Source organism: Campylobacter sp. BCW_6871, assembly GCF_001762325.1.
Lineage (GTDB): Bacteria > Campylobacterota > Campylobacteria > Campylobacterales > Campylobacteraceae > Campylobacter_D > Campylobacter_D jejuni.
Map to the genome: position 1 here is coordinate 71075 of NZ_MJWQ01000040.1, position 11075 is coordinate 82149.

Consider the following 11075-nt stretch of genomic DNA (forward strand, 5'->3'; position numbering starts at 1 on the left):
TTAATTTTTTAGTATTGATTTAATTTAGCTAGAACATCTTCATAACATTTGAGTTGATTTACATTTTTTTCAAAATCTTTGCCGACATTGCTTCTTTGTTTTAATTTATCTGAAATTTCTTTACCTGAATTTATAAGATTTGAAATGATTTTGGAAAATTCATTGGATTTATCCCTTATAAAATTCATTTCTTGAGTACTAGAATTGGAACTTTTTGCAATGGATTGTATGGTCTGAATAACTAATTTAATGGCTCCTTCCATTTCACCTAGACCCATTTGGGTATTTTCTGAAAGTTTTCTAACTTCATCAGCTACAACTGCAAATCCACGACCAAGTTTTCCAGCTCTAGCAGCTTCTATACCTGCATTTAAAGATAAAAGGCTAGTTTGTTCAGCAATCCCTGAAATAAGATCTAAAATACTATTTAATTGATCTATATTTTTCAAAGAAGATTGCACTTCTTTTTCTAAATTCATTTTTTCTTCACTTTGGTAAAGGTTGTATTCTAGGTAGTTAGTGAAATTGGTAAAACTTTCACTAATGGTTGTAAGACTTCTTCTTATATTTTCAAGTTCTTCAAAAATTTCTTTAAATATACTTGTATTTTTATCAATTTCTGATGTATTTTGTTTGAGTTGATTTAAAATTATTTTATTAATCTCATTTGTCATTTCTAGTTTTTGAGCTCTTATATTAAGATAATAGTATTTAAAATCGCTGTATTTTTGTATGAAAGTTTTTAAATATCTAGGTTTGAAATCATTAAAATTTTCAACTTCATAAAAAAATATTGCCACTAAACTTTTTGCAATTCCCACTCCATAAATTTCCCCAAAACTAGAAAAACCAACTATAGGAAAATCATTAAAATGGATTTGATTTAAATGTTCTTTGTTGTGAAGTCTTCTTAAGATACAATCATTAAAAATTGCTCCTAGTGGTTTTGGTTTATTAAAAGAAAATTTTTCGTAATCTTTTTTTATGGCTTCAATAAAATTTGTTTTTTTAAGCAAGCTTAATTCTTGAGCGCTTTCTATATCACAATAACTAAATAATGTTTTATCTGGGTTGATTTCCATGGGGGAAATAAGATAGTCTTCTCCAATTTTTAAAGCAAAAGTATATTCTTGCATTTTATTTTTAAGTTCTTCAAAAGTACAGTTAAAATAATTGCATAAAGCTTCAACCGCGTTGATGGATTGAAAGGTTTTTTTATCAATAAATTCACGTACCGTCCTATCATATAAGCTTGCGTCAAGTATGGTAAAGGTAATGTTGCTTTGAGGATTGAAATTTTGAGACTTCATTAAATCAAAACGATATTTAGATTTAAATTGGACATGTATGCTTAAAGCTTGATTTTTTAATATTTCTCCATTATAAAATATAAATGTTCCGCTAAAGTCCATATTTCCACTAGATCCACCTCCTACTAAAGCACAAGGATAGGGGTTGTGTTTGTATAAAAGTTCTAAAAGAGAACTTTCGCTTTGACTTAAACCATCATAAATTAAATAATGCAAAGTATTTGTGCAGTGTGCTTCAAAAGGTATATTTATAGATAAAACTTCTTTTTCTATCAGTTTTTTTCTTTCTGTATAATCTTTTATATTGCTAAAAAGCTTGATTTTATTTGTGCAGAGATTTTCTATCATATCTTCGCTAAAAAGCATCAAACTTATTCCTTGGATATTTTGTTTATAAGGGCTGTTTTCAATGTTTGAGTTAGAATCAAGATTGCATAATAAATCAGTAGCACTGCTTAAGATGATATCACATTGTTCATTTATAGAATTTTGAATCTTATTTCCTATGATTGCTAGGTTAAGTTGATACGACACAAAACCTATGATTAACTTTGGCTTGATATTTATTTTTTTAATTTTTCTTCAAGTTCATTTTCTTGAAGAAATAGAGCTTCTAAAACTTTTTTACTCTCTTCTTTTTGCGCTGAGCTTTTATTTTTAAAATTAAAAAACATTGATTAAACTCCGTTAAAATTATTTTAATTTGTTAGTTAATTAAAAATAATATAAAATTTTAGTATTTATAATTTTTATTATATCTTAAAGTAACAAAAAATGTAATAAGTAAATTAAAATTTAGATATAATCATAAATTATAATAATACTAACTTCAAGGATAAATCAAATATGATTGGAGATATGAATGAGCTTTTATTAAAAAGCGTTGAAGTATTGCCACCTTTACCCGATACTGTAAGTAAGTTAAGAAAATATGTGAGCGAGGCTAATTCAAATATAGAAACCATGAAAGTTGCTGAAATCATTTCAACTGATCCATTGATGACGGCTAAGCTTTTGCAATTAGCAAATTCTCCTTATTATGGTTTTACAAGGGAAATTACAACCATAAATCAAGTGATTACTTTATTAGGCGTTGGTAATATCATCAATATAGTTACGGCTGATTCCATTAGAGATAGTTTTAAAATAGATGTTTCACCTTATGGTTTAAATACTCAAAATTTTTTAAAAACTTGCAATGAAGAGGCAACTTTTATTACAAATTGGCTTAATGATGAAGATAAAAAACTTTCTCATCTTTTAGTTCCTTGTGCAATGCTTTTAAGGCTTGGAATTGTTATTTTTTCAAATTTTCTTATACAAAATCATAAGGATAAGGATTTTTTAGCTTTTTTAAATAAAAATGAAAATCTTGCTTTAGCGGAGAATGAATTTTTAGGCGTAGATCATATTTCTTTTTTGGGATTTTTATTACATCGTTGGAATTTTGATGATGTTTTGATTGAAAGCATATGTTTTGTTCGCACTCCTCATGCTGCTCGTGAAGAAGTGAAAAAATCCGCTTATGCTTTAGCAATAACAGATCATCTTTTTGCTCCGCATGATGGTTCTTCTCCATTTAACGTAAAAGCTGCAGTTGCTTTACTTGAAGAGGCAAAAACTCAAGGAATTAATTTTGATTTAAACAATCTTTTATCTAAGCTTCCTAGCAAAGCTAAGGAAAATTTAAACAAAGAAGATTAAAGAGCCTTTTTAAGGCTCTAAATTGTAGTGATGAAAAGTTTAATCTTGCCACCTAATGAATTTTTAGATCACTATATTTTAAACGCTGAATTTCATCGTTTTGCTGGAATTTCAAAAAATGCTTATAAATTTTGGAAAAATGTAGAAATAGGTAGATATCAAGGAACAAGAATTATATTTTTGCATAGAAATTGCATTTTAGAAAAACATCAGCAAGCTTTAAGGCAATGTAGTGGTTTAAATGGTTTTGTATTGGCAAGTGCTTTTTGTTCTTTTACTGGATTAGCCCCTTCTCATTTAGTGGAAAAAAATAATTCTTCTATTTATAAACTTTTAGAGCTTAAGGAGATTTGCGGGATTAAATTTGTTAATCTAAAAAAATTTTATGATTTTTTAGGGCTAAATTATCATCAGCATATTTATATAGAAAAATGCCATTTTTTTAGCCCAGCTCCTTTTGAAAAGCGTATTAAAATCACTGAGAGTATGTGCGTTGGGTATTATTAAGATATAAATTACAAGCCCTGTAAAAAGACATTGCTTGTAATTTAAAGATGAAAATTTTGTATTTTAATCCATCTCATAAAAATCATCATCATTGTTATCATCATCGTATTCATAATCATCATCATCGTAATTATAATTTTTATGGTGATTTTGTGGATATTCTTCATCTTCGTTTTCATAATCATCATAATTTAAATCTTCTTCATCTTCATAAGCCATTGTTTTCTCCTTAAATAAAAATACAAAGCTTATTTTATCTTAAATTTGTTTGGTTTTGCTATAATTTTTATAATTTTTTTAAAGGTGAATTTATGAAATTAAGTCATTTAGATGAAAAAAATCATCCTAAAATGGTAGATGTAAGCGATAAAAATATTACTTCAAGAATAGCTACAGCTAGTGGTATGATATATATGAGTCAAGAAGCTTTTGATGTAATTAAAAATAATACTGCAAAAAAAGGTCCTGTTCTTCAAACAGCTATTGTTGCGGCTATAATGGGGGCTAAAAAAACAAGTGAAATTATTCCTATGTGCCATCCTTTGATGCTTTCTAAAGTTGAAACTGATATTGTGGAATTTGTTAAAGAATGTGCATTTAAGCTTATTGTAACAGTTAAGTGTGAAGGTAAAACAGGGGTTGAAATGGAAGCTTTAAGTGGGGTTAGTATAGGACTTTTAACTATATATGATATGATCAAGGCTGTAGATAAATCAATGAGGATTACGGATATAGTGCTTGAAAGCAAAGAAGGAGGCAAAAGTGGTAAATTTGTGCGATCTTAAAAAAGAACCTCAGATCAATTATCCTACTTTTTGGGACTATAAGGTGATTTTTGAGGTGCATGTTAAGGCAAGTGAAATTTTTCAAGAAATTTTAGGTCAAAGAGAATATAAATTTGAACATTCGAATTCAAGTGCGAGCGGAAAATATCAAAGTTATTTATTAAATGTTTATGTTGATAGCAAAAAAGATCGTTTGGATATATTTGATAGATTAAAAGCTAAAGCAAAATTTGTACTTTAAGAAAGAAGGAAAAATGAAAAATACTTTAATTATTTTTGAAAATTCTTTATCAAATCTCGGTAAAGATGAAGCAAGAGATTTGCTTGAAGACTTGAGTTTTAATCTTGCATATAAGCAAATTTCACATAATCCTCATGAAACAAAAAAAGTTTTAAATTCTCTTTTGGTTGAATTTTTAACTATTTTAAAAAAACTTGATTTTTGTGACGATGAAAATGTTTCAAAGGTTATTAAGGCTCTAGTAAAAGCAAGTGTTGCAGATGCTCAAAATTCGCTTTATGAGTATATTAGCGAAGCTGAATTATTAAACAAACAGATTGAAAATCAAAAGAATTTGATTAAAAATCAAATCAGTGATAATTTTTTTGATTTTGAGAATATTTTACAAGAATATTCTTTTTGTAATGAATTTAGCGATGGTTTAAATGATGCTATTTTATTTGATATAGAAATGCTTGGAATTTTAAAAGAAACCGCTGAAAGTGCTTTTTTAACCACATTAGAAAAGGCTGAAGATATAGAACTTACAAGTAGCGAAATAGCTAAAAATCTCGTATATAATGCCATTTGTGAAGCTCATTTTGAAAAAGAAAGAATTTTAAAAATTTCAAGTATTATTTTAAATACCGCTTTTGAAATAGCTAATGAATCTATGGCTTATGCAAAAGATCTTTGTTTAGGTGTGATTAAAGGTACAAGAGATGGTATTGTTTTAGCAATGGAAAAATTTAAAGCTTCATTAACTTATGCAAATTTTGAAGAAGATGTTAGTTCAAAAAGTAAAGAACTAATAGGTATAGAAGATGATTTTATTGCTCTTTTAAAAAAAGAGATTCAACTGCAAAATGATCCTTGTAAGAGTATAGTTGAGAATTTGCTAGAACATGAACTTGATAATCTTTTTGCTAAATTTAGACGTCTTGCGAGTGAAAGTAGAGAACAGCTAATACTAGTTTTAAATGATATTAAGAGAAATCCAAAGATTAATGATTTTAACAAACTTACTCAAAGAAAATTAAATCATTTTAAACAAGAAATTTTTGAATTAGAAAAAATTGCTAGTGAAAAATACAAAGATTTAAATTCCAAAAAAGCTAAAAAGCTCGGTGTAAGACTTTGGGAAAAAGCAAAAAAATTTGTTAGAAAATAATATCCCATTTTTTGGGATATTAAATATCTATTTCTATACCTACAGGTGCGTGATCAGAGCCAAAAATATCATCTCTTATGAAAGCGTTTTTAAGCTTATCTTTTAAACCCTTTGAAATGAAAAAATAATCGATCCTCCAGCCTACATTTCTTTCTCTTGCTTTCATTCTATAGCTCCACCACGAGTATTTTTCTTTGATTTCGCCATTAATTTCTCTAAAAGTATCTATAAAACCGAGTTTTAATAAATCATCGATCCAAGCTCTTTCTATAGGTAAAAAACCTGAAGTGTTGGCATTGGCTTTTGGATGGGTAAGATCGATTTCTTTATGAGCGGTATTAACATCACCACAAATGATAATTTCAAACCCATCCTTTAAAAGCTTATCTAAATACACTAAAAAATCTGCATAAAATTTCATCTTAAAATTTAAACGCTCTTCATCTTTTTGACCATTTGGAAAATAGATATTAAAAAGTGCGATATTTTTAAAGCGGTGTTCTAAAACCCTGCCTTCTTCATCATCAAAAAATTCACATTTTTTTACTTCGCTATCAAAATTACAAAGACTCATTACCCCAGAATATCCCGCTCTTTTGGCAGAATTAAAATACATGTGTTTAAAAGGATATTCATAAATTTTTTTAGGAAATTTATCTTCATGTGCTTTGATTTCTTGAAAACCTATAAAATCAATCTTTTCTTGTGCTATCCAATCAAGTGCATTTTTATCACAAATGGCTCTTAAGCCATTGACATTCCATGAAAGTAGTTTCATTTTTTTCCTTAAAATTGTCATTAAAAGTGTAAATCATAACATAAAAAGATTTAAAACTACAATCCATTTAAAAAAATTCAATAAAATTAAAACCTTAAATTTGAAGATGGGATTTATATGCTTAGATTAACTTGGTTTTGGTTTACTTTCTTAAATTCTTTAATGATTGCAATATTAAATTTTAATTTATTTGAGTTTGTGTATGAAAAAAACAATCAAAATTGGTTTATAACTTTTGTTTTTATTGTGGCCTATTTTGCCCTTGTTCACGTGGTTTGCTCTTTACTTTTTATAAAGTTTTTTACTAAATTTTTTTCTATATTATTTATAATATCATCTTTTTTAAGTGTTTATTTCATTAGTTTTTATGGAGTGCTTATAGACTCTGATATGATACAAAATGTTGTTCAAACAGATATTAAAGAAGTAAAAGATTTGTTAAATTTAAAATTGATCTTATTTGTTGTTTTGGCTTTGTTGTTGGCTTTTTATGTTGTTAAAGTAAAAATTGATTATGGTAGTTTTAAATTTCATATAAAAATTAAAATTATCAATATAATATCAGGTTTGATTGTGGTTAGTGTAGTTTTAATCCCTTTAAGCAAAACTTTCTTGCCTTTTTTTAGAAACTATAATGAAATAAGAATGTATAATATTCCTTTTTATCAATTTTATGCCGTATATCGCTATTATGTTCGTTTTGTAAAAGCTAAACCAGAATTTAAAACTATAGCTAATGATGCTTATAGAGAAAACAATCACACTAAAAAACTTTTAGTTTTGGTAGTGGGTGAAACCGCTAGAGCGGCAAATTACTCTTTGGGTGGATATACTAAAAATGATACCAATTTTTATACCAAAAAAGATAATGTAGTCTTTTTTGATAATTTTTCATCATGCGGAACAGCAACAGCGGTAAGTTTACCTTGTATGTTTTCTATATCCAAGCGTAGAGATTATTCGAGTTCAGAATTTCAAGAAAATGCCATGGATATACTTTATAAAACAGGTGTAGATGCTGCATGGTTTGATAATAATTCTGGTGGTTGTAAAGGAGTTTGTGATAGATTAGCTTATAAGCAAAAACTTTCTAGTGACTTGGATGAAAATTTACTCACTCCTTTTAAAGAAAAATTAAATCATTTGAGTGATCAAAATATAATAGTTCTTCATTTGCAAGGTTCTCACGGGCCAACTTATTATAAACGCTATCCAAATGAGTTTAAAAAATTTACTCCAACTTGTGATACCAATGAACTTTCAAAATGTGATAGTAAGGCTTTAATCAATACTTATGACAATACTTTACTTTACACAGACTATCTTTTAAGTGAGATTATAAAACTATTAAAAGAGCAAAAAGATTATGAAAGTTCTTTGTTCTATCTTTCAGATCATGGTGAAAGTTTGGGCGAAAATGATATTTATCTTCATGGTATGCCTTATGCTATAGCGCCAAGTTATCAAACTCATATTCCTGCTATTTTTTGGAGTAATGATGAAAAATTAGTGAATTTAGCTAAAGAACATAAAGGTTTAAAACTTTCTCAAGATAATCTTTTTAGCACTCTTTTAGGATATTTTGATGTAAAAACAAGTGTTTATGAACCAGAATATGATTTATTAAATCCTAAACTTAAGGCAAATCCATGAAGCCTAAATATCATTTTTTAAATAACGCAAGATATGCTTTAGAAGGGATTTTTACTTTATTTAAAAATGAAATGGCGTTTAGAATTGAACTTTGCATTATTATTCCTGCGATAGTTTTTAGTTTTTTCTTAAAAGTTAGTTTTTTGGAACATTTGTTATTGGTAAGTGTTTTAATGCTTATCTTAATTATAGAAGCTTTAAATTCGGCTATTGAAGCTTGTGTTGATTTAGTTACTAATGAATGGCATGAAAAGGCAAAAATCGCTAAAGATTGTGCGAGTGCGGCAGTGTTTTTTAGCGTGCTTTTAGCTCTTTTTGTTTGGGGCTTTATTTTATATAGCATTTACTTATGAAATTTGAAAATTTAATACGAGAAATTTTAGGAAAAAAGCGTTTTGAATTGTTAAAATTTTTATGTGAAAATGCCGATGAAAATGGTTTTATTATGATTAAAATTAGTGAGCTTGAAGAAAAATTACATCAAAGCAAACCCACTATCATTGCTACTTTTAAATTTTTAGAAGAAAAAAAGCTTTTTAAGCGCCTTAAGAATGGATTTTATCAGCTAAATATAGGAGATAAAAATGATACTTAAAAATCCTTTAGATATGCATTTGCATTTAAGAGATAATCAAATGTTAGAACTTATCGCACCTTTTAGTGCAAGAGATTTTTGTGCAGCTGTGATTATGCCAAATTTAATCCCTCCGCTTTGCAATTTAGAAGATCTAAAAGCTTATAAAATGCGTATCATTAAGGCTTGTAAAGATGAAAATTTCACTCCTTTAATGACACTTTTTTTTAAAAATTATGATGAGAAATTTCTTTACAGTACTAAAGATGAAATTTTTGGCATTAAGCTTTATCCAGCAGGAATTACAACAAATTCAAATGGTGGAGTTTCAAGTTTTGATATAGAGTATTTAAAACCTACTTTAGAGGCTATGAGTGATTTAAATATTCCTTTGCTAGTGCATGGTGAAACAAATGATTTTGTAATGGACAGGGAAAGTAATTTTGCTAAAATTTATAAAAAATTAGCCAAACATTTTCCACGACTTAAGATTGTTATGGAGCATATTACCACTAAAACTTTATGTGAACTTTTAAAAGATTATGAAAATTTATATGCGACAATCACTTTACATCATTTAATCATCACTTTAGATGATGTTATCGGAGGTAAAATGAATCCTCATCTTTTTTGTAAGCCTATAGCCAAGCGTTACGAAGATAAAGAAGCCCTTTGCGAACTTGCTTTTAGTGGTTATGAAAAAGTTATGTTTGGAAGTGATAGTGCGCCTCATCCAAAAGATACTAAAGAGTGTTGCGGTTGTGCCGCAGGTGTATTTAGCGCCCCAGTGATTTTACCTGTATTAGTTGAACTTTTTGAAAAACATTCAAATGAAATAAATTTACAAAAATTTATTTCAGATAATGCTTGTAAAATCCATAATCTTAAATTTGAAAATGACAAAATTATCACTTTAGAAAAACAAGAATGGCAAGTGCCAAATGTTTATGAAGATAAATACAATCAAGTCGTGCCTTATATGGCCGGAGAAATTTTAAAATTTCAATTAAAACATTGATTTCCACCTTTAAGATGGAAAATTTAAGCTTTATTTACAAGAGTATCTCTGATATCTATAACAAGATAGATCACAAAGAAGCTTAAAAATAAAGCAATAAAACTGACTATTAGTGACAATAAACCAGCTAGAAATCCAATACTAAACATCATAAAAAGAGAATAAAGCAAAGCTACAACAAAACTTATTGCTGCAATTGCATCAAGAATCAAGCGTCCAAATTTGATGATTAAATTTTTAACCATTAAAAACTCCTTTAAAATAATCGGTGAAATTGTAATAAATATAAGCTTAATGTTTTTATAAGTTATTTATAATTAAAAGTTTTATTTTAGATTCTATAGTTTCAATAATATCATTTTCAACAAAAGAACTTACAGTTTCTTTAGAAGCTGTGATTTTGTTCATACTTAAATGCCATAGAGCATTTTCTATAGCCTCTTCTTTCGTTCTTTGAACTTTGCGTGTTTCATCAAAAACAATCTTATGAAAAAATATATTTTTTTCTAGCAAATAACTTTCTAAATCTTTTTTACAAAAACCTTTGAATTCGGTATTAAAATATTTAAAAATCGGATCTAAAAAATCACTTTTTCTATAATCAGCCCAACCAAGATAAATTTTTATTTTAGCTAGATTTAAGAAATTTACATAATCTTTTTCATTTTGTAAAGCAGGAGACATGCTTAAAAATGCAAGATCAAATTTAGCATTAGGATTGTTTTGCATCCAAGTTTCAAAGCTCAAATTTTCGCATTTTATATTGTTAAGATTTAGTTTTTTAGCATCTTCTTGTAAAATTTCAAGCATAGCATTTGCACTATCTAGAGCTAAAATTTCTTTAGCTTCTTTAGCTAAGTGTAAAGTCCAAACTCCAGTTCCACATCCTATATCTATAATGCTTTTATTTTGAAAAGAAATCTTTAAATTTTGGAAATATTCAAAAGTTTGCTTTTGTATCGTATTTAAAGTGTTTTGATATCTTGTGTAAGTTTTGGCTTTTTTATCCCATAAATTCATATATTTTCCTTGATAAAATATATAAAATCATAGCATAAATTTTTAAAATTCAAGCCCTTTTTTTGGGCTTGAATGACTAATTAAAACCTCTTCTTCTTAACATCTTCTAAGATATTATTAGCTATATCACTTACTGTACTAGAAATAATAGCTGATTCATTAGCAATTTCAACATTATCTTTAGTAGTTTGATCAATTTGTGCTACGCTATCATTGATTTGAGTAATACCTGCAGTTTGTTCTTTAATACTTTCTGCCATATCATTGATAGATTGAACAAGTAAATTAGTATTAGCTTCTATTTCAGATAAAGACTTTTGAGTTCTCTCAGCTAG

At 27.5% G+C, this 11075-nt stretch carries 14 protein-coding genes and 1 pseudogene; 9 read left to right on the forward strand and 6 right to left on the reverse strand.

Annotated features, from left to right (window positions below; all coding sequences use genetic code 11):
- Positions 1 to 8 precede the first annotated feature (8 nt).
- The gene (locus tag AJ930_RS10830; RefSeq protein WP_251820174.1) at positions 9 to 1844 is read right to left on the reverse strand and encodes a methyl-accepting chemotaxis protein; all 1836 of its coding nucleotides are present in this window, start codon (positions 1842 to 1844) and stop codon (positions 9 to 11) included.
- A 312-nt stretch (positions 1845 to 2156) separates the two neighbouring features.
- Here AJ930_RS10830 and cheP point away from each other — a divergent pair, with 312 nt between their 5' ends.
- Both cheP and cheQ read left to right on the forward strand, forming a co-directional pair.
- Positions 2157 to 3014: a cheVAW transcriptional regulator CheP gene (gene cheP / locus AJ930_RS04475; protein ID WP_070274900.1), complete on the forward strand. Its 858-nt coding sequence runs from the start codon at positions 2157 to 2159 to the stop codon at positions 3012 to 3014.
- Between the two features lie 27 nt (positions 3015 to 3041).
- Positions 3042 to 3521 carry a cheVAW transcriptional regulator CheQ gene (cheQ, locus tag AJ930_RS04480; RefSeq protein ID WP_002854628.1) on the forward strand — a complete coding sequence of 160 codons (480 nt, stop codon included), beginning with the start codon at positions 3042 to 3044 and terminating at the stop codon, positions 3519 to 3521.
- 63 nt (positions 3522 to 3584) lie between these two features.
- Here cheQ and AJ930_RS04485 read toward each other — a convergent pair whose 3' ends face one another.
- Complete coding sequence (locus tag AJ930_RS04485) at positions 3585 to 3740, reverse strand: highly acidic protein (RefSeq protein ID WP_002851965.1); 156 nt, start codon at positions 3738 to 3740, stop codon at positions 3585 to 3587.
- 92 nt (positions 3741 to 3832) lie between these two features.
- Between AJ930_RS04485 and moaC the strand changes: the two genes are divergently transcribed.
- The 3 genes from moaC to AJ930_RS04500 are packed head-to-tail and all read left to right on the forward strand — an operon-like array spanning position 3833 to position 5697.
- The gene (moaC, locus tag AJ930_RS04490; protein ID WP_070274901.1) at positions 3833 to 4306 is read left to right on the forward strand and encodes a cyclic pyranopterin monophosphate synthase MoaC; all 474 of its coding nucleotides are present in this window, start codon (positions 3833 to 3835) and stop codon (positions 4304 to 4306) included.
- A complete protein-coding gene (locus tag AJ930_RS04495; protein WP_002870647.1) occupies positions 4284 to 4547 on the forward strand; it encodes an HP0495 family protein in 264 nt (87 codons plus the stop codon). Before moaC ends, AJ930_RS04495 begins: the two co-directional genes overlap by 23 nt.
- Positions 4537 to 5697 carry a hypothetical protein gene (locus AJ930_RS04500; RefSeq protein WP_079860869.1) on the forward strand — a complete coding sequence of 387 codons (1161 nt, stop codon included), beginning with the start codon at positions 4537 to 4539 and terminating at the stop codon, positions 5695 to 5697. The genes AJ930_RS04495 and AJ930_RS04500 overlap by 11 nt, the downstream gene beginning before the upstream one ends.
- Before the next feature lie 19 nt (positions 5698 to 5716).
- Here the strand turns inward: AJ930_RS04500 and AJ930_RS04505 are convergent, their stop codons facing one another.
- Positions 5717 to 6475 carry an exodeoxyribonuclease III gene (locus AJ930_RS04505; RefSeq protein WP_002869154.1) on the reverse strand — a complete coding sequence of 253 codons (759 nt, stop codon included), beginning with the start codon at positions 6473 to 6475 and terminating at the stop codon, positions 5717 to 5719.
- Between the two features lie 117 nt (positions 6476 to 6592).
- On the opposite strand from AJ930_RS04505, the gene eptC reads away from it, so the two are divergent.
- From eptC to pyrC, 4 genes are read left to right on the forward strand one after another with little or no spacing between them, the layout of a single operon-like run.
- Complete coding sequence (eptC, locus tag AJ930_RS04510) at positions 6593 to 8128, forward strand: lipid A/FlgG phosphoethanolamine transferase EptC (protein ID WP_070274902.1); 1536 nt, start codon at positions 6593 to 6595, stop codon at positions 8126 to 8128.
- The gene (locus AJ930_RS04515) at positions 8125 to 8481 is read left to right on the forward strand and encodes a diacylglycerol kinase (protein ID WP_070210156.1); all 357 of its coding nucleotides are present in this window, start codon (positions 8125 to 8127) and stop codon (positions 8479 to 8481) included. The genes eptC and AJ930_RS04515 overlap by 4 nt, the downstream gene beginning before the upstream one ends.
- A complete protein-coding gene (locus AJ930_RS04520; RefSeq protein ID WP_002861043.1) occupies positions 8478 to 8723 on the forward strand; it encodes a replication/maintenance protein RepL in 246 nt (81 codons plus the stop codon). Before AJ930_RS04515 ends, AJ930_RS04520 begins: the two co-directional genes overlap by 4 nt.
- Positions 8713 to 9720: a dihydroorotase gene (gene pyrC / locus AJ930_RS04525; protein WP_070210155.1), complete on the forward strand. Its 1008-nt coding sequence runs from the start codon at positions 8713 to 8715 to the stop codon at positions 9718 to 9720. The genes AJ930_RS04520 and pyrC overlap by 11 nt, the downstream gene beginning before the upstream one ends.
- A gap of 30 nt (positions 9721 to 9750) precedes the next feature.
- Here pyrC and AJ930_RS04530 read toward each other — a convergent pair.
- The 3 genes and pseudogenes from AJ930_RS04530 to AJ930_RS04540 all read right to left on the reverse strand — a co-directional run.
- Positions 9751 to 9965: pseudogene (locus tag AJ930_RS04530) on the reverse strand (hypothetical protein).
- 55 nt (positions 9966 to 10020) lie between these two features.
- Positions 10021 to 10740 carry a class I SAM-dependent methyltransferase gene (locus tag AJ930_RS04535; protein ID WP_070274229.1) on the reverse strand — a complete coding sequence of 240 codons (720 nt, stop codon included), beginning with the start codon at positions 10738 to 10740 and terminating at the stop codon, positions 10021 to 10023.
- Between the two features lie 80 nt (positions 10741 to 10820).
- A partial coding sequence (locus AJ930_RS04540; RefSeq protein WP_032600453.1) for a methyl-accepting chemotaxis protein occupies positions 10821 to 11075 on the reverse strand: 255 nt, incomplete at its 5' end.

Excerpts from the sequence above, each read along its gene's own strand:
- cheP (WP_070274900.1), top strand. The coding sequence starts at position 2,157 with ATGATTGGAGATATGAATGAGCTTTTATTAAAAAGCGTTGAAGTATTG.
- AJ930_RS04485 (WP_002851965.1), bottom strand. The coding sequence starts at position 3,740 with ATGGCTTATGAAGATGAAGAAGATTTAAATTATGATGATTATGAAAAC.
- moaC (WP_070274901.1), top strand. The coding sequence starts at position 3,833 with ATGAAATTAAGTCATTTAGATGAAAAAAATCATCCTAAAATGGTAGAT.
- AJ930_RS04505 (WP_002869154.1), bottom strand. The coding sequence starts at position 6,475 with ATGAAACTACTTTCATGGAATGTCAATGGCTTAAGAGCCATTTGTGAT.
- eptC (WP_070274902.1), top strand. The coding sequence starts at position 6,593 with ATGCTTAGATTAACTTGGTTTTGGTTTACTTTCTTAAATTCTTTAATG.
- AJ930_RS04515 (WP_070210156.1), top strand. The coding sequence starts at position 8,125 with ATGAAGCCTAAATATCATTTTTTAAATAACGCAAGATATGCTTTAGAA.
- AJ930_RS04520 (WP_002861043.1), top strand. The coding sequence starts at position 8,478 with ATGAAATTTGAAAATTTAATACGAGAAATTTTAGGAAAAAAGCGTTTT.
- pyrC (WP_070210155.1), top strand. The coding sequence starts at position 8,713 with ATGATACTTAAAAATCCTTTAGATATGCATTTGCATTTAAGAGATAAT.
- AJ930_RS04535 (WP_070274229.1), bottom strand. The coding sequence starts at position 10,740 with ATGAATTTATGGGATAAAAAAGCCAAAACTTACACAAGATATCAAAAC.